Here is a 22,492-nt window from a genome sequence, read left to right as displayed (position 1 = left end):
TCTGATGTCGAATGTGCAACGCGTAACCAAAGTTCACTGTCTTCTCGCAACCGCCTGCATTAGCATGCTGGCCGGCTGCACCGTGGGACCAAACTACCATAAGCCTGCTGTCGCAACTGCCCCGGCGTTTGAAGAGCCGCATGTCGAGGCCTCTGCGCAGGCCCAATCAGACATCGCGTGGTCGAACTGGTGGACCGTCTTCAGCGATCCGGTTCTCAACAACCTGGAAGATCAGGCCGCCGACGCGAACCGCGACATCAAGATCGCGGTCGCGCAGGTTGACGAGTCAGGCGCGATGGCGCGTGTGGCGCACTCCTATCAACTTCCAACCATCGGCGCAGATCCATCGATCTCACGCACACGAGAGGCGCAGTATCGCCCCAACAACGGCAATACATACGGCTTGGCCTCCACGTACAACGACCTTTTATTGCCCCTCACACTGAGTTACGAAATCGATGCGTGGGGTAAGATCCGGCGCATGGTTCAATCCGCAAATGCCATGAAGCAAGCCTCGGATGCAGACTTGCGATTTGTCCAGCTTTCGGTGAGTGCCTCCGTGGCCGTCGATTACTACAGCCTGCGCCAGACGGATGCACAGTTGGCGATCTTCGATGAGACAGTGAATGCGCTGCAGCAGGGCTACCAGATCGTCGACAACCAGTTTCAGCACGGACTCGTGAGTGAACTCGACGTGAAACAGGCGGAGACACTGCTCAATCAGGTGCGCAGCCAGAGAGATGCGCTGCACATCCAACGAGATCAACTCGAACACGCAATCGCTGAACTGCTGGGCCGCACGCCGGAAGGGTTCCACATTGCCGTCGACACAAGACTGCAGGCTCCCCCCACCATTCCCGCTGGAGTTCCTTCGCAGTTACTCGAACGCCGTCCGGATATCGTCGCGTCCGAGCGATCCATGGCCTCCGCCAGCGCACAGATCGGAGTGGCGAAAGCAGCCTATTTCCCGCAACTATCGCTCACCGGTTTCGCAGGATATGAAAGCGCCAATCCCGGCGCAATCCTGGATTGGCAGAACACCATCGCCTCCCTCGGAGCCGGCGTGGTCGCACCTATCTTTACAGGAGGCCGCATTCGCGCCAAGGTGGACAATGCGCGCGCCGCTTATCAGGTCTCGGTTTCGCAATATGAAAAGACGGTGCTGACTGCATATCAGCAGGTCGAAGATCAACTCGCGGCCCTCCGTTTTCTCGCCAATCAGGAGCATGACTCTGCAAGCGCTGTGGCCAGCGCCCGCGACCAGCAAAGGATCTCATTGAACCGCTACAATGCCGGGCTCGTGAGCTACTTGAATGTCATCTATGCGGAACAAACGTTACTCGACAACGAGCAGTTGGAAGCCCAGGTCAGCGGACAGAGACTTATTGCCACCGTCGTACTTGTCAAGGCGCTTGGCGGAGGCTGGGAGGGGAGGCCATCAGGGCAGGTTAGTTCCCATCTTGATGCCACCCAGACGACTCCAGCCATCAGCGATGCAAAAGCCCGCTAGCTCAAGGGCTGTCCCAAACGATAGAGCCGGCCAATCGTCATCATTGGCCGGCCAGATAAATCCGCAACCTAAACCGTCACGTAGCTATATCCCCCCTCGCATTGCAGCAGAGCGATCGCAGATACCATCGACGCAACGACCAGGACGCCAGGAACCGCATGCGCCAGCATGTCATGTACGATCGTTTCCGGGTCTTCAGAGAGACTGTAATGTTTGATCAGTTGCCGCACCTGCTCCTCTAATGCCGTGTGGCAACTTAGAAAGCGTACACCGCGCCGCTTCAGTCCCTCCATGCTCGCATCCTGCAGGGGAGAGGCTTCGTCGCTCGGGTCCATTCCCGATGTAATCCGAGCGGCGTCTCCCGTGAACTTGCTGAAATAATACGGATTTTTCACCGAAGGCTCGCCAGTGCGAGGATCATTGATCTTCAGCCATGCGCCAATCTTGTATTTTTCCCAGACATAGTCGTCATAGCAAAGGAGATTGGCTTGTCCATGCATGCCGCAAATGATTTTGATTTGATCCACTGGCACACCAAACCCGTAATGAAGCCCATTCAAGGAATTCTTCACCTTAGCGAGCGACGCTCCATCTTCAACGCGCGTGATGTCGAAGAGCTGCTTCACTCTTGCCTTTTCATGCAACAGTTCTTCAAAGGAAGCGAGCTTCCATTGCGAAGTACTCCATACGATCTGTGCTTGCGCCGGTTGGTTCAGATCTAAAGCCATTCCGAAAGCTGCCATCCCGGCAAATGCTTTCGACGCAAAACTGCGACGGGTTAAATCACTCATACTTATCCTTCATTTCACCTTAGTTGGAATATCTTCATCGAGGAATCTGCTGAACCTTTTGCTGGCGTAACTTCACGCCGGGCGCCAGGAGAATCTCCCGTGCCCCGCACGAGCCGGCGAGCGAACTCCATCGAACGACGAAAGCTTTACGCGCAGGGCTCAACAGTCAAGTTTCCGAATCTGTTGCAGGCTGTTCCGCGGAACGGCTCAAATTAACTCTCAAAGATTCGATGCTCCTATGTGACCGATCGTCTCAGCGGATCTGCCGGAACCGAGCCGGAACCTGAGCGTCGAAGTGCGAATGGGCTCCAGACCGACAGGTGCGGCGGAAAGCGAGGATGCTTGCAAGAACGATTGTGCAACTTAGCAGGAGCCGGATATAGTGATCCTCACAAGAAAGCAGGCTGGTTCACGTCGACCGGGAGCACATCTCTATTGCGTGTTTCAGCCTGTCAGGAAATTGTCCCGCCGCAACGCGCGCAGAGATCAGGCTAAGTGGCGCTCGGTTGATTTGTTGTCGAAATGAAAAGAAAAGACTTATGTCTATTGGATAGTCTTTTGGCCGCTTTTCGAGTGTCTGCTAACACAGCTTTGGCGCGACGGTGAAGACGCTGGCAAGAATGAAGGATATTGACAACTAGCGAATAAGCATATGAGCCCGCCCTCCTCCTCCGAAATCACCCTACTGCTGCACGCTTGGCGCAGAGGGGATCAGCTTGCGCTTGAGCAACTCACGGATATCGTCTACCACGAGCTTCATCGCATGGCGCAGCGTTACATGGCGCGGGAGAAAGATGGGCACACCCTCCAGGCCACAGCCTTGATCGGAGAAGTCTATCTGAGGCTGATCAAGGCGGGCGAAGTGGATTGGCATGATCGGGCGCATTTCTTTGCCGTCTGCGCGCAGCTTATGCGCCGTATCCTCACTGATTTTGCGCGCGCACGCGGGTATCAGAAGCGCGGCGCGGGCGCGCAGCACATTCCTCTGGACGAAGCGATGGTCATCTCGGCGGAACCGGACCTCGATCTCGTCGCGCTGGAGGATGCGCTGACGCGTCTGGGCGAGACAGACCTACGGAAGAGTAAGGTCGTCGAGCTGCGCTTCTTTGGTGGTCTTACAATCGAGCAGACCGCGGAAGTATTGCAGATTTCCGCTGAAACAGTTGTGAGAGATTGGAGCGTGGCTCGCGCGTGGCTGTTGCGGGAATTGGATGGAGAAGCACATAGAGGCACGAACGGGAGTGCAAGTCATGGAGCGTGATCGCTGGCAACGAATCGAGCGGATTTATCACGAGGCAATGCAGCGGGAACCCGCCGAGCGCGGCTCTCTGCTTGAGGTTGCCTGCGCCGAGGATGAGGACCTGCGCTCCGAGGTCGAGTCGCTGATTCGGTACGGCGAGCGACCGTCGAATTTCCTCGAAAAGCCTGCTATGGAATTTATGGCGCACGTACTCGCCGAAGATCTTCGAGCCATCGAGAACAGCGCGTCCGACACAATGATCGGCACGCGCATTGCGCAATATCGCATTATCGGCAAGTTGGGCGAAGGCGGAATGGGGGATGTCTATAGGGCTGTCCGGGCCGATGACCAATTCGAAATGCAGGTCGCGATCAAGCTTGTGCGTCAGGGACTGGACAGGAAATCCGTAGAAGCACGCTTCCTGAGAGAGCGCCAGATTCTCGCCGGATTTGAACACGAAAACATAGCGCGACTGCTCGACGGAGGCACTACCGAAGAAGGCCATCCCTACTTTGTGATGGAACTGGTGGAAGGGAAGCCGATCGACGAATATTGCGACTCAGCAAAACTGGGAACGACAGCGAGACTTGACCTCTTTCGCAGCGTTTGCTCCGCGGTGCAATATGCGCATCAGCGGCTGGTAGTGCACCGAGATATCAAGCCAAGCAATATTCTCGTAACGGCGGACGGTGTTCCGAAGCTGCTCGACTTTGGCATCGCCACAATTCTGAGTCACGATGCGACCTATCCTGAGCTGGAGCGGACCGACACCGCTCTGCGCATCATGACCCCGCAGTACGCGAGCCCGGAACAGCTTCACGGCCAGCTCATCACGACGGCAACGGATGTCTATTCTCTCGGAGTCGTTTTATATAAGCTGTTGACGGGGCGAATGCCCTATCGTCTTGACAGCAACTCTCCATACGATCTGGCGCACGCAATCTGCGAGACAGCTCCGGAAAAGCCGAGCAGTGCGATCATCCGTCCCGGTCAGATTACCGGTCGGTCCGGTTCAGGCAGTACCAGCCCAACGCAGCAGACTAGGGTGGAGCTTGTCAGCAGTTGCCGGAGTTCCACGCCAAAAAGACTGCGGCGCATTTTATCCGGAGACCTTGACCAGATCATTCTCAAGGCGCTGCGCAAGGAGCCGGAGCGTCGCTATGCTTCGGCGCGGGAGTTCGCCGAGGATTTGCGTTCTTACCTGCGCGGCTTGCCGGTCACAGCCCGGCGTGGCACTTTTACCTATCTATCTCTCAAGTTCGCCATTCGCCACAATCTGGTCCTCGCGGCGACGGCGATTTTTCTTCTTGTAGGAATGATCGGCGTCGCGGTGATTGTGCGCGAAGCACGGGTGGCACGCATGCAAGAGGCTCGCGCCGAGCGCCGCTTCAATGATCTGCGCAGCCTCGCAAATTCGCTGCTATTCGAGATTCACGACAGCATCGCTGATTTGCCTGGATCGACCGCTGCGCGCAAGCTGCTTGTCGACCGTGCCTTGGTTTATTTGGACAGCCTCTCGCAGGAATCCGCTGAGGCACCGGGTTTGCAGCGTGAGCTGGCGACGGCCTATGAGAGAGTTGGGGATGTCCAGGGCAACCCTTACTTCGCTAACCTGGGCGACACCGCGGGCGCGATTGAAAGCTATCGCAAAGCTCTCAAAATCCGGCTTACACTTGCGGATGACAAGCGCGGATATTTCGAAGACCGGTCAGCGCTGGTGGGGGCGTATCTGCGGCTTGGGTTGGGCTTGGAAGCAGTCAGCGATTTTGCTGCATCCCTGGATGTGCTGCAAAAGGCCTATGCCATCGCTGAAGCACTAACGGAGGAGCGGCCAAACGATGTAGAGGCTCAGGAAAGCCTTGCAGGAGTGTGCTTCCATCTCGCAGGCACTTTGGCGGATTTGGGAAATATGAGGGCTTCACTGGATTACTATCGCAAATCGGCCGCAATTCGAGAGGCAATCAAGTCTGGCTCACCTGAATTCCTGCAGCAGATGGAGACGAGGCTTGCGGGCGTGTACGGCTATATGGCCGGGGATCTCGCTTCGAAGGGAGATCTGGATGGTGCGGTCGCTCTCGAGCACAAGGCTCACGATATACTTGCGCGCCTGGCCGCCTCAAATCCGAAAAGCGCCAGGCTGCAGCAGTTTTTGTTGGAGAGCGAGTATTGGAACGGAGTCTACCTGGCGCAAAAGGGATTACAGCGTCAGGCTTTGCCATACTTTCGCACAGCGCTTGCAGGCTATTTGAAACTGACCAAGGCCGACACGCACGACGTTCTTGCGTTGCGCTACGCTGGCAAGTGCTATATGGGCGTCGGCTCGGCTCTCGTCACCTTGGGCGCGCCTGAGCAGGGAATTCAGAGTGCGCGCAAAGCGGTGCAGATCTTTGACACTTTGGCTGCCGGGGACAAGGCTGATAATTTTTTCAAACCGGTCGATCTTGCTTATGCCCGCTCTACGCTGGCGGACACGTACGAGCATCTTGCCTTGACTTCGAGGATTTCCGGAGCTCTAAAGAACAAGTATTGGAGTGAGGCGCGGTCGTGGTATCAGGAAAGCCTTGATACATGGCTTCAACTCGAAAGGAAGGCGCCACTGGGAAACGCCGATGCCGCGCAGCCACACAGGATACAACACGAGATCGCGATCTGCAACGCTGCTCTCGCCAAGCCTTGGAGTATGCTGCCGTAGTCCCCGCCTGCGGGTTCGTGGCGGCTCCATTTGAGCATCGTCGCACAGGTTTGCATCATCCAACGGAACGAAGTAGCCGGCCAGCAATGATCTGGCCTTGCAGTGAATTTCATAGGAGAAGTTTGGATGGATTATGTAAATCTCGGAACGACCGGGGCGAAGGTTTCGCGCCTTTGTCTGGGTATGATGACCTACGGCACGAGTCAATGGCGCGAGTGGGTGCTGAATGAGGAAGCCTCGAAGCCGCTGATTCGACAGGCAGTGGAGGCGGGCATCAACTTTTTCGATACCGCTGATATGTACTCTCTTGGCGTGAGTGAAGAAGTCACCGGACGCGCTCTTAAGGAATTCGCCGGGTCGCGCGATAACGTCGTAATTGCCACTAAGGTCTTCAATGCGATGTCCGATGCGCCGAACGACCGGGGACTCTCGCGCAAGCACATCATGGCCTCTATCGACAAGAGTTTGAAGCGCCTTGGTGTGGATTACGTGGACCTGTATCAGATTCATCGCTTCGATTCGCAAACGCCGATCGAGGAGACGGTAGAGGCGCTGAACGACGTAGTGCGAGCCGGGAAGGCTCTGTATCTCGGCGCGTCGTCTATGTACGCATGGCAGTTTCTGAAGATGATCCAGACGCAGCGGGAGCATGGCTTCGCACGTTTTGTCACCATGCAGAATCACTACAACCTCGTCTATCGCGAAGAGGAGCGCGAGATGATTCCACTGTGCCTCTCGGAAGGGATTGGGCTCATCCCCTGGAGTCCGCTCGCTCGTGGCTTTCTCGCAGGCAATCGCAAGGCGAATGAAGACAAGAAGCAGAGCGAGACAACGCGTGCCAGAACAGACGAGTACGCTCACAGCCTTTACTACCGAGCATCGGACTTTACAGTGGTCGATCGCCTCACTGAGATCGCGCAGGTGCGCGGCGTCAAGAATGCACAGGTAGCCTTGGCGTGGATACTCTCACGTCCCGGCATGACCGCACCGATCATCGGCGCAAGCAAGGCATATCAACTAGACGATGCGCTGGCGGCGATGAGCATTCGGCTCACTCCGGAGGAGATTACAAAGCTGGAGGAAGCCTACGAACCGCATCCCGTTCTCGGCCATAGCTACAGATAGTCACGTATGACGATCAGCCTGAGGGTCACGATTTCGCACTGGTGCTTGATTTTGCCGCAATCGCATCGTCAATCGCTTTAACAATGTGGCCGAAATCCTTCGGGCCGTCGTGCCGCCGGTCGTTAATGAAAAAGGTTGGGGTGCCATTGACTCCACTGCGCATCCCGCCACTAAAGTCGTCGCGTACATGCTTGGTAAAAGTCTTCTTCTCCAGGGATTCGTGCAACGCGGCAGGGTCGATCTCCAGTTTTTTCGCGAGCTCCGTGTAAAGGTCATCTCCCAGGCGTTTCTGATTTTCCAACATCAAATCGTGCATCTCCCAGAATCGCCCTTTGGTTCCCGCAAACTCAGCAACCTCGGCAGCAGCCTGCGCATTGGCATGAAGGTTCGTCATGGGGAAATTGCGGAAGACGAAGCGGAGTTGTTCCCCAAAGTGCTCCTGTATCTGCTTGACGAGGGGATATGCCTCCCCACAGTTAGGGCACTCGTAGTCGCCATATTCGACCAGGGTGCAGGGAGCCTTCGCATTTCCCTGGATATGATCCTGACTGCCGACTGGATTCTTCAGTATGGCCATGCCGACCCCCTACTTTTCCAGAGCTTCCAGAGCTTCGAGGATACCATCCGCGCCTGGATTCACGGCGATCGGTGAGCAGTAGCTCCAACGGATGATGCCATCCTTGTCGATGACAAATAGAGCCCGTTCGGTGATGCCGGCAGCCTCAAAGTAGGCTCCGTAGGCCTTCGCAACTGCACCCTTCGGTTCGAAGTCCGCCAGCAACGGAAAATGCAGATTGCGGTCCTTGGCAAATGCCGCGTGACACCAGACACCATCAACCGAAATTCCGATCAGTTCGGCGTTATGCTTCTGAAATTCCGGCAGGATTTCGTTGTACAACGCCATCTGGTCGCCACAAACCGGGCTCCAGTCGGCGGGATAAAAGGCTAGAATGACCGGGCGTCCGCGCAAGTCGCTGAGGGAAAGCTTCTGGTCAGGCGTAACTCGCAGGGAGAAATCGGGCGCTGGTGTTCCCGGGCTCAAAACTGTGGACATGGTAATCTCCGTTCGATTTCTGACTGATGGGTGCAGCCTTATTAGAAGCTGCCGGATGTGGCGTCGGCAAGACTCGTAGCCTGATTTATTTCGACAGCCTGTCCGCAGGCCATCGCGCGGGTGGGAGCCCGGGTGGGAGTAAGATCACTGAGGTGCTTCGCCAAGTCCGAGTCAAGTCCGAGAGGTTAACTGTCAATTCGAATGACAATATTGAAGCCTCCGCGTTACCTCTCTGGAACGATCATTTACCTCAGCTTTGCCGCCACAGGGGTAGGGATGGCCCTGCCAGGTTCTGTCTTGCCGATCCTACTGGCGCAATGGTCTCTTGCTGACCGTCAGGCCGGATTATTGCTTTTCCTCGGCTGGCTCGGCTCGTCGCTCGGGGCATTGGTGGTTAGACCCTCCCGGGTGCGTTCACTGGCTGCGGGAGCATTCCTCGCGGCAATCGGCGCAGTCGGCATGGCCTACAGTTCCAGTTGGAGCTGCTTCTTGTGCATGGCAGTCTTTGGCCTGGGACTGGGCTTGACGATGACATCGACAAGCCTGCTTCAGGCAAGCCGTCATCCTCTGCGCCGCGGGGCTGAACTGAACCGCCTCAACCTGGTCTGGGCGCTCGGGGCCTGTATCTGCCCCACCCTGGCGACGCATTCGCTACGGATTGCCAGTGCGAGAGCCATCTTTTCATTCCTGGGCCTGTTTTTTGCTCTCGTTGGCCTGTGGACTCTGCTCTTTGAACCGGATTCGATCGCGGATTCCACGAATCGAACGCCATTGAGGAGCAAATGGAGCCTGGCCCTCTGGCCGCTAACGCTGGTGCTCGCGATAGGTCTGCCAACGGGCATTGAAAGCTCAATGGGTGGATGGATCGCAGCCTATGTACAACGTACGCAGCAGACGATTTCCACAACAGTAACAGCGGGCTCCTGCTTCTGGGTAGGGTTGATGCTGAGCAGGATGCTTGCGTCGTCAATTCTGATGCGGCGGCGGTCGGAGCGGCTGGTTCTGATCCAGAGCCTGTGCACAGTTGTAGCGGGAACGCTCATGCTCATCGCCAGCAAAGCGAGTCTTGGAATGCTGGCAGGGGTCTTCCTGGTGGGCTTCGGACTGGGCCCGGTTTACCCACTGCTGCTCGCCATCGCGCTGCAGTTCTCCGACAACTCGGCGATTTTTTTTGTCGCCGGCCTTGGGTCAGCTTTCTTTCCCTGGCTCACGGGGATTGTCTCCAGTTCGACGTCCTCGCTTCGGACCGGTCTGGTTGTGCCGTTGACCGCCTCGGTGCTGATGCTCATTCTAGGTCTGCGTCTGGCCCGGCTTACTGACCCGGTTGGCTTACAAAAATGAATTAATTCAACCGCAACCCAGACCTGCCCGATTGCTAATTTTTCTATTAGAAGAGTAGTGCAATTCAGGATATCGAATTCATTGTTTAGCCCTCTACGATTGGCTTTTCCCGGCTCTTTGCCGGAGCGGTGAAAGTGCTCAAAGCGTTGAACTTGACGATCGTTATTCGGGGATGGTATCACTTATAGCCGTTGCGCAATCGCTTGCGCAAGGTAGTTGTCGCAAACTCCGCAGCGAGGAACTCTGGCGGCAGCGATGCGAATGAAAAAGACCAAAAACGAGAAATTGCACGAGCAATTCCTGCACCGAATTCACGGAGGACAGATGCAACGCACAGATGCAACACAAGTAGAGACGAAATCCAGCGCCATATTAGCGCGCGAAATTCTGAACGAGACAGGTCGAAACGGAACAGCCTGGGCCGCATGGATAGCCATCACGCTACTCCTTCTCCTCGCGCCCATGGCTCAGGCCCAATATCGAGCTTCGATTCAAGGGGTGGTGAGTGATAGCACCGGCGCCGTGATTCCAGGGGCAAAACTCACGCTCACCGACATTGGAACCAAGGAGACTCAAGTCCGTACCAGCAATGCCGATGGAATCTTCAATTTCAACGCGCTGCCACCTGATACATTTACGCTGGTCGTCGAAAAGGATGGATTTCAAAAGAAGGTTCTCGACCAACTGGTACTGATCCCGGAACAGGCCAATGCGGTCAATGTAGCCTTGGAAGTCGGCGGAGCAGCACAGACAGTGACCGTAAATGCCTCCACTGAATCCGCGATCGATACCGAGACTGCGAACAACGGAGCGAGCATTTCCGAGAACGAAGTCCAGCACATGCCGACCTATGAGCGCGACGTCACCAGCCTCATCCAGTTGGCTCCCGGAGTCCTGGCCGATGGTTCGCAATCGGCGGGCGGCGGCGGCTTTCAGTCTCCTGGCACGCAGACCGGAGCCTCATCCGGCGGCGGCGGCAATCTGGGACACTCAAGCAGCATCTTTGCCACAGAGAATGGCGCCTCGGCCAGCGCCAACGGCGGCCAGTTTGAAACCAACGGCTACACCGTCGACGGCATCAGCACGGTGAGCGCCGTCTGGGGCGGAGCGACCATTGTTACCCCGAGCGAGGACTCGGTGAGCAACGTGAAGATCGTCACGAATGCTTACGACGCCGAAAATGGCCGCTTCTCAGGTGCGCTTACCGAAATCACCTCGAAGAGTGGTACCAACGATCTTCATGGAAGCTTTTTCGTGCAGGTCAATCGCCCGGGGCTGAACGCTTATCAGCGTTGGAATGGTCCTCAGTCGGTAGATGCGTATAACGCCAGCGGACAGAAGCTTACACCCGCGGCACGCGGCCTGCTCCGGGATGAAGACCGTTACAACCAACTCGGTGGCAGTATCGGCGGTCCAATCTGGAAAAACAAGATCTTTGCCTTCTTCAACTACGAGGGCCAAAGCCAGACCGTTCCTCAGACAAGCACCCAATGGTTTCCAACCTCTCAACTTGTAGGATTGGCCCCCGCAAACAGCATTGCCTCCACTTACCTCAATTTCAAGGGTGCGGCTGTTCTGGGAACAGTCATCGCCTCTGCAAACTGCGCGGACGCCAACCTCACTGAGGGAGTCAACTGCAGAACCATTGCGGGACAAGGCTTGAATATCGGTTCGCCGCTCACCACCGCACTCGGCACGCAGGATCTGACCTACGTCAGCGCCAGCACTCCCGGCGTCGGCAGCGGACTCTCGAACATCCCCGATATTGCGCAATACAGCATCAGCAACCCGACGAGCAGCGACTTCAAACAGTACAACGGACGTCTCGATGCTGACGTAACCCAAAAAGATCACGCCAGTTTCGCGATCTACTGGGTTCCGGCGAGCACAACGACGTACAACGGCGGTCTGGGGTATCAGCTCTTCAACCATGACCAGGTCAACGATGCCTTCTCGGTCATCTGGAATCACATCTTCTCGCCGACCTTTCTTAACGAGGCCCGCGCCAATGCCGCCGGCTGGCGTTACAACGAGCTTGCGAGCAATCCCCAGGCCCCGTTTGGCTTGCCCCAGGACCAAATCACTGCGATTGGCAGCATAACCTTGGGCAATCTCGGCGTGTCGGCCCCGGCTCATTACGATCAGTGGACCTACGGCTACAAGGACGTGGCCACCAAGGTTCTGCGTACACAGACCATGAAATTCGGCTTCGATCTCACCCGGCTCTACTATCTGAATGATCCCATCGGAGCGCCGAATTACACCTTCTACAACATCTGGGACTTCCTGAACGATGCCCCCGAAGCGGAAGGCGGTCCGTTTCAGGCAAAGACCGGCATCCCCGGCGGATACCGCAATGACAACCGCGAGACTCTGTACGGCATCTTCTTCCAGGACGACTGGAAGGCTCGTCCCAACCTTACTCTGAGCGCCGGACTGCGTTACAACTATTTCGGACCGCTCACCGATAAGGACAACAACATGGGAGTCCTGAGCTTCGGCAGCGGTTCCGACCTTTTGACCGGGATCAACATACGCACGGGAATCAACGCCTGGCAGGCGCAGAAGCTAAACTTCGGACCGCAGGTCGGCTTCAACTGGAGTCCCACGGCCTCTCATGGCAGGATCGTATTTCGCGGCGGTTACGGCCTGAACTATAACCAGCAGCAGATCGCAACCGCCAACAACTATGACGGCAACCCGCCCGGAACCAGCTCTGTTCCGGGCTCGAGCAAGAACCCGGCCGAGATCAATCCGAATATCCTCTACGCGGTTTCGAGCAGCCCGACCGATATCTTCGGCTTTCCACCGAACCCGAGCGCGATTACTACATTTAACTCCGCCGGCCTGCCGACGGTGGGTAACGCGAACCTCGGCGGCCTGCCCGGCACAATGCCCACCGAGTATTCGCATCACTACTCAGTCGACATGGAAATAGACCTGACCCACTCGTGGGTCGCGAATCTCGGGTACGAGGGCAGCTCCAGCCACCACACGCTGTACAACTACGATGCGAACGCCCTCGGAGATATCCTGGGCGCTCCGCTGAATCCCCTCGTCAACAGCGTCAATACCTTCGGCAGTCAGGGTAAGTCGAATAACAACATGATGCTCGCAGGGCTCAAGCATCAGTTCTCGCATACCTTCTCTGCAGAGGCTCAATATACCTGGGCGCACAGCATGGATACCGACTCCGGCCCGTACTTCCGCGATCCCTATCTGTACAACCCCAAGTACTCCTACGGACGGTCGGATTTTGACATCAACAGTGCGTTCAAGCTCTTTGGCGTCTGGGAACCTGTGATCTTCCACGGAAGCAATAACTGGGCTGAGAAGTTCGCTGGTGGTTGGTCGCTCAGCGGCATCCTGACCCTTCACACAGGCTACGGCTGGACGCCGGTCTATCAGGAGCCGCACCAGATCTACTGCAATACCTGTAACTACGGGTACCAGAACCTGCGTCCCACCTATCTTGGAGGAGGCGGCGTCAGCACAGGCAACAATGCCTTCAAAACCGGCAGCAATTTCACGAATCCGGGCACTGCGATTACAGGCACCAACAACGACCAATTCAACAACAACTACTTCTCGGTTCCGAACTACTCGGCCGCCATCACGGACACTGCCGGACAAGCGACAACGAACTTCATTCCTCCGCCGGGAATCGATCGTAACTCCTTCTCCGGCCCCGGATACCGGAATGTTGATATCACAGCGGCCAAAGCATTCGGTCTGCCCAACATACGTGTTCTGGGGGAACACGCGCAGGTTGAAATCAAGGCCAACATATTCAACCTCTTCAATTTCCTGAACATCAACCCCAGCAGCCTCTCGACCAACATCGCAAACTCAGGCCTCGGTCAGGCGCATAGTGCGCTTGGCTCACGCACTATCGATTTCCAGGCTCGCTTCAGCTTCTAACCTCCAAAACTCAAAACGCTAAGAAGATGGTCCGGAAGTCTCCGGACCATCTTTCATTTGGAACGCCGCCTTTGCGCGGAATTACGCTTGATTCATTCACAATGAAAGCAGTGGCCCAATCAAATTTCGAGGAAGGCGGAAGCTGAAGGGTGCAAAACAGATGCAAATAAATGTACAAAAATGCCCTAAAAACAGCACTTTTTCGCACTTGACAATCGGATCAAGCTATTTAGAATCTGCAATTTATCAGAGATTTCGATGTACCCCCCCCCGGGGGGGGGTATTTTTTCGCCTTCGCAGACTGCGAATTTTCGATTCGTTCTTCGTTGCAGGATCCACAGTGTTGCACGCTTAATGCGACAATCGGGCCGTGGATTTGCGAACCACGAGCTCCGAGTACACCGTGATCACAGAACCCGGAGCCATCCTTCCATCTCCTTGAATCAGGCCAAGGAGCGTAGTAGCAGCCATCTGCCCCATCTGCCGCAGCGGTTGCCGTACTGTAGTCAGCGGTGGATGACTCGTTGCCGCAAATAGCACGTCATCGAATCCGACAATCGAAACATCGCGTGGAACCTGCATTCCAGCCTCGCGAAGCGCGGTGATTGCGCCGATGGCCGAGACATCGTTGAAACTGAAGATAGCGGTGAACGGGCTCTTACGGTTGATCAGCTCCTGCGTAGCCAGATGACCTGGCTCGGGACTAGGGTCCGCGCTCCGCAATTGCACAACTAAATCCGGATACAGCGTGATACCGAGCTTACCTGCGACCTCGCGGATGGCCTTCCAGCGGTGGCTCGTGTCCGAACTGAAAGCCTGGCCCTTGATGAAGGCGATGCGTTGGTGTCCCAGTTTTTGCAGGTGTTCGAGAGCTTGGTGTGCTGCCAGCCGGTGGTCCAGCTCAACGCTGATCATGTGCTGACTGTGCCTGTGCCCCGAGATTGCAACGACCGGCACAGGGATGTTTTCGCTGACCTTGGTGTCAACCGCAATGATGCCATCCACGGCGCGTGAGATCAGCAGGCGCGGATAAGCCTCCAATAACTCGGCATGATGCCGGTGGCTGGCGACAAAATAAAACAAGCCTTCTTTGAGGAGCGCATCTTCGATACCGCTGAGTACAGCCGTCGAATAGCCCTCGCTGATTTCCGGCACCAGCACGCCAATGGTAAATGTCCGCTTTTGGCGTAGGCTGCGGGCAATGACGTTCGCTTCATAACCAAACTCAGCGGCTGCGGCGAGCACGCGGCGCTGCGTCTCTTCTGAGATTCGGTGTGCCTTGGCTCCTCCGTTGATAACGCGCGAAACAGTTGACTGGGAGAGCTCGAGATAAGCCGAGAGTTCCTTGAGCGCGATCGATTTTCGTCCGAAAGAGTCGTCGATCATCGCTGGGGATTTTGGTTTGGCGAGGTTGGCATTCGGCTTCTTGTTCATCGTCGCAGTCAGCTCTGAGAATTGTGTCGTCCGCGCAAGCCTGATCATCAAGCAAGCGCGGAGACAGCAATTCCGCAGAGAGAATCTCCAGGGCTTTCAATGCCCAGTCCAGCCAGTTCCGTGAGTGTCGGTTGCTGGGCCAATTTTATCCCAGACTTAGTCGAATCATGTTGTCATTCGTCCGGGAACAAAACCTGCTTTCTTCATAGCGTTCTCAGCTTCGGGATTGCGCATAAAGGTTTCCCAGATCAGACCACTGCGCAGATTCTCTGCCATGATGACAGAGATCCCCTGATCGATCCCTAGCACATCCGGGTCATACCAGTTGGCGGCGGGATGGAAAGCATCAACAAAACCGTAACGTCCCCATGCCTGCTTGCCCCATTTCTCTTTCATCGCACGCAACACATGCAGGCAATCTGCGGGAACAAATGCGAGCGAGCCTGCGGCCGCGTTCGGAACAACAGTTCCGTCGATAGGGCCTTGCGGCGGCGGTCCGCCCCACGCGGTATAGCCACCTTGATAGTCAGAGGCGCTGATGCCCCAATAGTCTTCGGAATACCACTTGGGCATTGAGAGGCAGAATGCCTTGTGGGCGCGTGTCGCCGTCATCGAGTTTTCAAAGTAGTCGGCGTAGCGGTCATGTTTGGAACGGAAATCGAACCACGCGTGCGAGTACTGGTGCGTAAAGATCGGATCATGGCCGCTAATGTAGTGGAAACCTGCGTAGTCAACGGTCGGGCGCGTCCATGCATCCCAGGCGCTGGGCGCAACAGGATGCGTTGGCGAGCCGATCGCGAGGAGATATATCATCATCAATTCGCAGAAATGCACCCAGCGTGCTTCGAGGAAGCCTTTGTTTGGAAACCATCCCATCGAGAAAGTGGGACCGCCATTCAGCATCCAGGGCCAGTCAACCCGCTCGTAGATCTGAGTGGCAAGCGCGTGGATCTTTTCGTCCTTGAAATAGGCGCGGGCTGTGAGTACTCCGCAAAGCAGCAGCGCCGTGTCGATCGAGGAAACCTCAGAGCCAGGGAAGGGAACTCCGGTCTCGATATCCGTAAAGTGGTAGTAGAAGCCGTGCTCGTGGTGAAAATGGTTGAGGTGCCAGTCGAGCGTGTTTTTGACGCGCTCGACGATCTGCGCATGCGGCAGGTAGCCGCGGCGATCGGCAATGCAGAGCGCAGTCAAACCGAAGCCCGTCGCCGCAATGCTGGCCATTTTGCGTGGATCACGCGTACCGCCTAGATCGTTGCGTGCGCGGTCCAATACCTGCCCGGTCACCGGGCTGGCCTGCTCCCAGAAGAAGAGACATGCGCGCTTTTCGAAATCATCCAGAAACAGCTCATCTTCGTGCGTGAGCGAATACTTGCCTGACGATGCGGCGGCGCGGGCGATGTGGGCCGGAATAAGAGGAGCGATGGCGGCGCCACCCAGGAGTGCAAGCATCCGGCGGCGGCTCATGGATGACTCCGAGTCTGGCGCGCCGGAATAAATCGGAGGATTGTCATACTGCATAACTCGTGTCCTACTTTCTTTGATTGCCAATATTCTGACCAGGACTTTACCTGGTAGGTATCGTGATGATTGCCAGGCCGTTCACTGGAAGTGTGATTTTTAGAGTTCTGCCGCTCAGTTTTTCCTTGGTAGGGGCAGGTAGCGCCGATGCCTCGTTCAGCTTTGCAATCTGCGTTTGCGTCGGATAGCGAGGGCTGCCCATTGCGAGGTACGCAGGCAATGGGTTGCCGTGTTCCGCGTCGATTCGCTGCACGGTAGCCGTGCGGCCAGAGTCTATGCCTTCGAAGTTCAGTTGCACAGTCTTGGCTGAGCCTTGAGCTGCGTGATCGAGATCGACGAGGTTCCAGGCTGCGATCACAATCGCCCCGTCTTTGCGCCGGGTTACGAGGATGTCGTCGGCTTTATTGGCCAATCTCTCATCGCCCAACTCGTGAAGGAGGGAAAAACCATAGAAACTAGGTTTCTTAATTCCTCCGGCGGCAATCAATCCGAAGCCGCCATGGAATGGATCTTGGACCACGCCGCCTTCCTCGAAGACATCATCAAAGGTCCAGTAAGACATCATGTTTACCTGTCCGTCGCAGTCATGAATATCCTTCGCCAAGGCTGCTCCGACGTACCAGTTGTCCCGCGCATTGAGGTCGCCGTACGAAGGAACATTCCATTCGGTCCAGAAAAGCGGAAGCGAGGGCGACGGTGAATTGGCGATCTCTCCATGCACCTTTTGGATTGCGCGGCAGACGCGGTCCCGCATCGGGATATCCTCGTGAGTGCCGAACATGTCTTCCACCGAGTCATCGGCATAGCCGTGTGTGGAAACGAAGTCTACGGGTACATGCTCCTGCGATGTATGGGCGAGAAACTCGGGAATCCAATGCGCAGCGGCAGTTGCTGGGCCGCCGACTCTGAGGCGCGGATTTACAGCTTTGAGACTGCGCGCCGTGTGATCGTAGAGTTCGAAGTAAGTTGCCTGCTTAGGATTGCCAGCCCAGAAGTCGATGTTCGGCTCATTCCATACTTCGAAATACCACTGACTGACCTCATCGATTCCGTAACGATCGATCAGATGCTGCGCAAACGCGTGAATCAGCGCGTCCCACTTCGCATAATCCTTGGGCGGGGAGACATTCTGCTTGTACCAGAAAGGATGGATTGCGTCCTTATTGGAGGCAAGCTTTCGCGGCATGAAACTGATTTCGACAAACGGGCGAACGCCACGTTCCAGCAGTCCGTCGTAAATCTGATCCACGTAGGAAAAGTTATAGACAGCCTGGCCCTTTTCATCTTCGTCATAGACGCCGACTTCATCGTGGAGAATGGCGTGGAAGCGGACATAGCGCATTCCTACCTGATCGTGAACGTCGCGCAGGTCTTTCCGATAGCCGTCGCGAAGTGAAAGAATTGCGCGGCCTGAGCCGAACATGGTTTCCCAGAAGTGCGGCAGAGGTGTTACCGCGGCGTGTGTGTCGATTGGCAGGACTTCGGCGGGAGTCTGTGTAGGTGCAGAGCTGACAAGAGCGAAAGAAAGTATAGCGAAGGTAAGTTTCGATAGCAGTGACATAGGGAGCTTCCTGATTGAATGTTTAAGGGCCTGGCGACAAAAGCATGAGCCGGTTGGAGACGCACGGCACATAATGCGCAATCGTTTGCGCACAGAGTGTTGATACCACCTGCAACGTATTGATGTCAAACAGTAATCCTCCAGGGTAGCGCAGGTACCCTGGAGGATTTGTTGCTGCTCGCATGAGCGGAAATCTAAGGCAGAGAGAATGCCACGTATTCGCCACCCGACGGGGATTTGGGATCTCTGCCGCCGCCAGTGGCAATCACCACATACTGCTTGCCGTCGATCATGTACGTTGCCGGCGTGGCAACCCCGGCGTAGGGAAGGGTTGTTTCCCAGAGCAGCTTTCCGGTATGGCTGTCGAATGCGCGCATTTTTTTGTCAAAGACCGTTGCTCCGATAAAGAGCACACCGCCAGCGGTAACGATGGGACCGCCATAGTTCTCCGAGCCTGTGTTCTTCATGCCCGCAGCCGCCAACTCGGGATACTCACCGAGAGGAATCTTCCATAGATATTTGCCGGTGTTTAGATCGACGGCATTCAGGGTTCCCCACGGCGGGCTGATGGCGGGATATCCATCCTGATCGAGGAACTTCCGGTAGCCGGTGAACTGATATCGCAATTCGCTGCTGTCTGCGCTGGCCGCGGAATCGATGGTTGGGACAGATCCAGTCGCCGAGACACCCATGTACTTCAGAAGCGAGTCGAGATCCGGATCAGTAAGTCTGGTGAAACCGGGCATTCGTCCCTTACCTTTTTGAATGATCTCGATTGCTTGCTGCTTTGTCATGCGGTTGCCAAGTCCGAGGAGCGCGGGGAAGGATGGGGTAATGCCTTCCCTGTGGTCGCCGTGGCAGATGGAACAGTGTGCCTGATAGGTTGCCGCTCCTGCTGGATTCTCTTCCGCGACTCTCTTCGCCTCCGGCGTCGCGCCGCTCATCTCCTGCTTGTCTCCGCTTGCGACAGCCGCCTCAGTGCTCTTGAGATAGGCAAGAAGCGATGGCATGAGAGTGTCGTCGATGTTTGGAAATCCGGGCATTCTTCCCTTGCCCTGGTGGATTGCAAGAGCAATGTCCTTGTCCGAGAGACGCTTGTCGATTCCAGTCAAGGCCGGAAACGCAGGCGGCGCTCCTTCGCGGTGTACTCCGTGGCAGACGCTGCATAGATTCCGATAGGCTCGCTCGCCGGGAGTGCCACCGGTTTGCGTCGCGGTGAGACTTGCAAGCCACGCCATCTCATTTTCATTGACGTATAGGACATCCGTCGACGGATCCAGAGCAGAGCCGCCCCATTCCGCGCCACCGTCGAATCCCGGGAAGATCACTGTCTCCTTGTCGACCGTGAAAGGCTGGAATTGGCCGTTGCTGCGAGCGGCTTTGAATTTATTGAGGACAAACTGGTGCGCCTCGGCGGTGCGATTGGTCAGCATGTCCTGTGTAAGAATTTGTCGACCGAAGGGCTCCGGCGCAAGAGGCAGTGGCTGGGTTGGTGAGGTCACTTCGCCGGGAACGTCGCTTGGCGGATATGGCCGCTCTTGGATCGGAAACAGTGGTTTGCCCGTGACGCGATCAAAGAGGTAAATGTATGCCTGCTTGGTGGTCTGAGCCACGGCGTCCACTTGCTTTCCGTCCCGTGTTACGGTTACGAGAGTTGGCGGGGATGGAAAATCGCGATCCCAAATGTCGTGATGGACGCCTTGAAAATGCCAGATGCGCTTGCCTGTGTTTGCGTCGAGCGCGAGCAATGTGTTGGCGTAGAGATCGTCGCCGATGCGATCGGCTCCGTAGAAATCGAATACCGCCGAACCGGTGGGTGCATAGACAATCCCACGTTCCACATCGACGGTCATTCCCGCCCAGTTATTCGCCGCACCGGTCTTCTTCCATGCATCGGCAGGCCATGTGCTGTAGCCTTCTTCGCCTGGATGCGGGATGGTATGAAAGCTCCAGCGCATTGCGCCTGTGTGAACGTCAAAGGCGCGAATATCGCCTGGCGGAGCAGGATGAGTTTCCGGGTTGCGGCCGCCTACTATGATGAGATCCTTGTAGATCACTCCCGGCGTGGTGAGGGCAATCGATTGCTTTTGATAATCTCCGCGCAGTTGCTTGCGAAGATCGATTTTGCCGCCTTCGCCAAAGCCTGGGATGGGTTGACCGGTCGCTGGATCGAGAGCGTAGAGGTAGTTCATGACGCCGGCAAAGAGGCGGCTCTCTTTGTCGGTGTGCCAGTAGGTGAGTCCGCGCGCTGGCTGCGTTCCCGCGATGCCGGAGTCGAAGGTCCAAAGGAGCTTGCCTGTAACGGCATCGATGGCAATTACCTTTTGTGTCGGTGTATATCCGTACAGAGTGCGTCCGACGATCAGCGGGCTGCACTGCATGCCGCCTTTTTCGCGCGTATCGAAGGTCCATGCGACTTGCAGCTTGCCGACGTTGGAACGGTTGATCTGCGTGAGCGCGGAATAGTGATCGTTTGCGGCTTCTCCGCCGTAGATGGGCCAGTCTGCATCCCGCTTGTTGGTTTCTGCGTGCTTTTCAGCTTTGGCCTTCTCGGCTGCTCGCACCGCGGCAGGCGGATTGCGCCAGAGGAGTGCTGCTACTGGCAGGGCGCAGGCTATCGCGATCGCTATTGGTTTCATCACCAGGCTTTACTCGATCTAAAATTTCATTGCGTTTACGGCGAGGAATCTATCCTCTGATCCATGCGCCGTTGATTGAGCGCCAGGTATTGGGATTCTGAAGCGTGTTGCGCAGAACGGAAGGAAGGCGATCTTCCCGCACGCCATCGTAACACTGCAGCATGGCAAACCGTGTGATGGAACCAGGAATGCCGACAGCAGTGAATCCAGGATGCGATGTTGCAGGGAAGGGACCGCCATGCTGCATTGCGGGGCTTACGGCAACGCCGGTAGGCATCTTGTCATTCAACAGACGGCCGACTTTGTGCCGTAGCAGGGGTTCAATTCTCTTATATAGATCATCGTCGACCCCCGATTTCGCGGAGTAAATTGATCCAGTGAGATTGCCTTCGAGCAGTTCCAGGATGGTAATGAGTTCTTCCGTATCATCCAGCGTGACGGCCATGGTTGCGTTGCCGAAGACTTCGCGTTCCAACTCGTCGGGCTTGTTGAGGAACTGCCTGCTTGTGACGCGAAGAACGGTGTGAGCGTAGCGGTAGCCCGGCCCCTCGACGGGATGCCCACCTGTAACCAACTGAGCTCCAGCGTCGATGAGAGATGTTACTCCGGATTGCAGATGGTGTTGCCCTGCGAGCGAGAACAGAGGTTGCGGATTGCGCTGGTCAAAGATGTTGGCGAGATTCGTCAGAAGGCTCTCTGCTTTGGGACCTTGCCAGAGGAAAAACAGGTTGGGGCTGGTGCATTGCTGGCCCGCTGCCGCAAGACAGCTATCGGCCAGGTCGCGCGTCAGGCGATCCTCCTCTTCGGCCAGGGCGCCGGGAAGAAAGATGACGGGATTGATGCTGGACATTTCCAGATAGATTGGCTTCCCAGCGCTGTCTGCGGCTCGCTTGAGATTCAGGCCAGCGGCGCGGCTTCCCGTGAAAGCGATTGCGCCAACGCGGGGATCGCTTACGAGTCGGAGACCGTTTTCGTTGCTGATGTGATAGATCATCTGCACCGTGCCGCTGGGCATTCGTGTTTCAGCTACCGCCTTGCGCGCCTCTTCCGCGAGCAGGCGCGAGGTGTTGGGATGCAGAGGATGCGCTTTGGCGATCACGGGATTGCCGGCTGCGATCGCGGAGACAAAATCCCCGCCGCTGATGCCGTTGAAAGCCAGCGGAAAGTTGTTGGGACCGAAGACGACGACCGGTCCGATGGGGCCAAAGCACGAGCGAATATTGCGCTCCAGATCGAGCGTTGGCCGCTTCCACGATTCTTCCCGCACCTCGGACGCCGCCAGACGCAGTTGCAGCACGGTCCGCGGCAGTTCATTGTCCTTGAGGCGCGGAGAAACGGCCAGCCCCGTCTCTTCGTTGGCTGCCGTCACGATGACCTGCGAAGCCGCTTCGAGATTGGAAGCGTAGGTATCCAGGAATGCGGCGATCTGTTCCGGCTCGAGCCTGCGCATTTCATCGGCAGCCAAGGCTGCGGCGGAAAGCGCAAGGTCGCAGTCGCGCCATTCGCTGATCGGGAAAGGCGTTGGCAGAGTTTCCCCGGTTGCGGGATTGGACGCATGAAAGGTAGCTTCCCCGGATGCTTTTTGCCATTTGCCGTCAATCAATATCAGAGCGGTTTCCATAATCCACCCCTCCAGGAGTCTTGTATTCAAGTTAGCAAAGCCGGG

Annotated in this window: 14 protein-coding genes; 6 read left to right on the top strand and 8 right to left on the bottom strand. The window is 56.5% G+C overall.

Annotated elements, in window-relative coordinates; translation table 11 throughout:
• Window positions 1-4 precede the first annotated feature (4 nt).
• Window positions 5-1,510, top strand: coding sequence for an efflux transporter outer membrane subunit (locus OHL23_RS26910; protein ID WP_263355147.1), 1,506 nt, complete (start codon window positions 5-7; stop codon window positions 1,508-1,510).
• 68 nt (window positions 1,511-1,578) lie between these two features.
• On the opposite strand, the gene OHL23_RS26905 is transcribed toward OHL23_RS26910, so the two are convergent.
• On the bottom strand, window positions 1,579-2,301 hold the full coding sequence (locus tag OHL23_RS26905) for a hypothetical protein (protein ID WP_263355146.1): 723 nt from the start codon (window positions 2,299-2,301) through the stop codon (window positions 1,579-1,581).
• A 652-nt stretch (window positions 2,302-2,953) separates the two neighbouring features.
• Between OHL23_RS26905 and OHL23_RS26900 the strand changes: the two genes are divergently transcribed.
• The 3 genes from OHL23_RS26900 (at window position 2,954) to OHL23_RS26890 (ending at window position 7,358) form a co-directional block, all read left to right on the top strand.
• A complete protein-coding gene (locus tag OHL23_RS26900) occupies window positions 2,954-3,562 on the top strand; it encodes a sigma-70 family RNA polymerase sigma factor (RefSeq protein ID WP_263355145.1) in 609 nt (202 codons plus the stop codon).
• On the top strand, window positions 3,552-6,233 hold the full coding sequence (locus OHL23_RS26895; protein ID WP_263355144.1) for a serine/threonine protein kinase: 2,682 nt from the start codon (window positions 3,552-3,554) through the stop codon (window positions 6,231-6,233). The genes OHL23_RS26900 and OHL23_RS26895 overlap by 11 nt, the downstream gene beginning before the upstream one ends.
• Before the next feature lie 126 nt (window positions 6,234-6,359).
• Complete coding sequence (locus OHL23_RS26890) at window positions 6,360-7,358, top strand: aldo/keto reductase (protein WP_263355143.1); 999 nt, start codon at window positions 6,360-6,362, stop codon at window positions 7,356-7,358.
• 25 nt (window positions 7,359-7,383) lie between these two features.
• Here the strand turns inward: OHL23_RS26890 and OHL23_RS26885 are convergent, their stop codons facing one another.
• Both OHL23_RS26885 and OHL23_RS26880 read right to left on the bottom strand, forming a co-directional pair.
• Complete coding sequence (locus OHL23_RS26885) at window positions 7,384-7,935, bottom strand: DsbA family protein (RefSeq protein ID WP_263355142.1); 552 nt, start codon at window positions 7,933-7,935, stop codon at window positions 7,384-7,386.
• A 9-nt stretch (window positions 7,936-7,944) separates the two neighbouring features.
• On the bottom strand, window positions 7,945-8,412 hold the full coding sequence (locus tag OHL23_RS26880) for a redoxin domain-containing protein (protein WP_263355141.1): 468 nt from the start codon (window positions 8,410-8,412) through the stop codon (window positions 7,945-7,947).
• A gap of 201 nt (window positions 8,413-8,613) precedes the next feature.
• Between OHL23_RS26880 and OHL23_RS26875 the strand changes: the two genes are divergently transcribed.
• Window positions 8,614-9,753 (top strand): MFS transporter, encoded by a 1,140-nt coding sequence (locus OHL23_RS26875; protein ID WP_263355140.1) that lies wholly within the window; start codon window positions 8,614-8,616, stop codon window positions 9,751-9,753.
• A 324-nt stretch (window positions 9,754-10,077) separates the two neighbouring features.
• On the top strand, window positions 10,078-13,674 hold the full coding sequence (locus OHL23_RS26870) for a carboxypeptidase regulatory-like domain-containing protein (RefSeq protein ID WP_263355139.1): 3,597 nt from the start codon (window positions 10,078-10,080) through the stop codon (window positions 13,672-13,674).
• Between the two features lie 351 nt (window positions 13,675-14,025).
• Here the strand turns inward: OHL23_RS26870 and OHL23_RS26865 are convergent, their stop codons facing one another.
• The 5 genes from OHL23_RS26865 to OHL23_RS26845 all read right to left on the bottom strand — a co-directional run bounded on the left by OHL23_RS26865 (window position 14,026) and on the right by OHL23_RS26845 (window position 22,447).
• On the bottom strand, window positions 14,026-15,108 hold the full coding sequence (locus OHL23_RS26865) for a LacI family DNA-binding transcriptional regulator (protein WP_263355138.1): 1,083 nt from the start codon (window positions 15,106-15,108) through the stop codon (window positions 14,026-14,028).
• A 165-nt stretch (window positions 15,109-15,273) separates the two neighbouring features.
• On the bottom strand, window positions 15,274-16,572 hold the full coding sequence (locus OHL23_RS26860; protein WP_263355137.1) for a glucoamylase family protein: 1,299 nt from the start codon (window positions 16,570-16,572) through the stop codon (window positions 15,274-15,276).
• 100 nt (window positions 16,573-16,672) lie between these two features.
• Window positions 16,673-18,187, bottom strand: coding sequence for a GH39 family glycosyl hydrolase (locus tag OHL23_RS26855; RefSeq protein WP_263355136.1), 1,515 nt, complete (start codon window positions 18,185-18,187; stop codon window positions 16,673-16,675).
• 194 nt (window positions 18,188-18,381) lie between these two features.
• On the bottom strand, window positions 18,382-20,826 hold the full coding sequence (locus tag OHL23_RS26850; protein ID WP_263355135.1) for a c-type cytochrome: 2,445 nt from the start codon (window positions 20,824-20,826) through the stop codon (window positions 18,382-18,384).
• Window positions 20,827-20,875: 49 nt separating this feature from the next.
• Window positions 20,876-22,447: an aldehyde dehydrogenase (NADP(+)) gene (locus OHL23_RS26845; protein WP_263355134.1), complete on the bottom strand. Its 1,572-nt coding sequence runs from the start codon at window positions 22,445-22,447 to the stop codon at window positions 20,876-20,878.
• Between the last annotated feature and the right edge of the window lie 45 nt (window positions 22,448-22,492).

This window comes from Acidicapsa acidisoli (assembly GCF_025685625.1).
Taxonomy (GTDB): domain Bacteria; phylum Acidobacteriota; class Terriglobia; order Terriglobales; family Acidobacteriaceae; genus Acidicapsa; species Acidicapsa acidisoli.
The sequence above is the reverse complement of the archived record's forward strand: the minus strand, read 5'-3'. Positions and strand labels throughout refer to the sequence as shown.

Excerpts from the sequence above, each read along its gene's own strand:
- OHL23_RS26910 (WP_263355147.1), top strand. The coding sequence starts at position 5 with ATGTCGAATGTGCAACGCGTAACCAAAGTTCACTGTCTTCTCGCAACC.
- OHL23_RS26905 (WP_263355146.1), bottom strand. The coding sequence starts at position 2,301 with ATGAGTGATTTAACCCGTCGCAGTTTTGCGTCGAAAGCATTTGCCGGG.
- OHL23_RS26900 (WP_263355145.1), top strand. The coding sequence starts at position 2,954 with ATGAGCCCGCCCTCCTCCTCCGAAATCACCCTACTGCTGCACGCTTGG.
- OHL23_RS26895 (WP_263355144.1), top strand. The coding sequence starts at position 3,552 with ATGGAGCGTGATCGCTGGCAACGAATCGAGCGGATTTATCACGAGGCA.
- OHL23_RS26890 (WP_263355143.1), top strand. The coding sequence starts at position 6,360 with ATGGATTATGTAAATCTCGGAACGACCGGGGCGAAGGTTTCGCGCCTT.
- OHL23_RS26885 (WP_263355142.1), bottom strand. The coding sequence starts at position 7,935 with ATGGCCATACTGAAGAATCCAGTCGGCAGTCAGGATCATATCCAGGGA.
- OHL23_RS26880 (WP_263355141.1), bottom strand. The coding sequence starts at position 8,412 with ATGTCCACAGTTTTGAGCCCGGGAACACCAGCGCCCGATTTCTCCCTG.
- OHL23_RS26875 (WP_263355140.1), top strand. The coding sequence starts at position 8,614 with ATGACAATATTGAAGCCTCCGCGTTACCTCTCTGGAACGATCATTTAC.
- OHL23_RS26870 (WP_263355139.1), top strand. The coding sequence starts at position 10,078 with ATGCAACGCACAGATGCAACACAAGTAGAGACGAAATCCAGCGCCATA.
- OHL23_RS26865 (WP_263355138.1), bottom strand. The coding sequence starts at position 15,108 with ATGAACAAGAAGCCGAATGCCAACCTCGCCAAACCAAAATCCCCAGCG.
- OHL23_RS26860 (WP_263355137.1), bottom strand. The coding sequence starts at position 16,572 with ATGAGCCGCCGCCGGATGCTTGCACTCCTGGGTGGCGCCGCCATCGCT.
- OHL23_RS26855 (WP_263355136.1), bottom strand. The coding sequence starts at position 18,187 with ATGTCACTGCTATCGAAACTTACCTTCGCTATACTTTCTTTCGCTCTT.
- OHL23_RS26850 (WP_263355135.1), bottom strand. The coding sequence starts at position 20,826 with ATGAAACCAATAGCGATCGCGATAGCCTGCGCCCTGCCAGTAGCAGCA.
- OHL23_RS26845 (WP_263355134.1), bottom strand. The coding sequence starts at position 22,447 with ATGGAAACCGCTCTGATATTGATTGACGGCAAATGGCAAAAAGCATCC.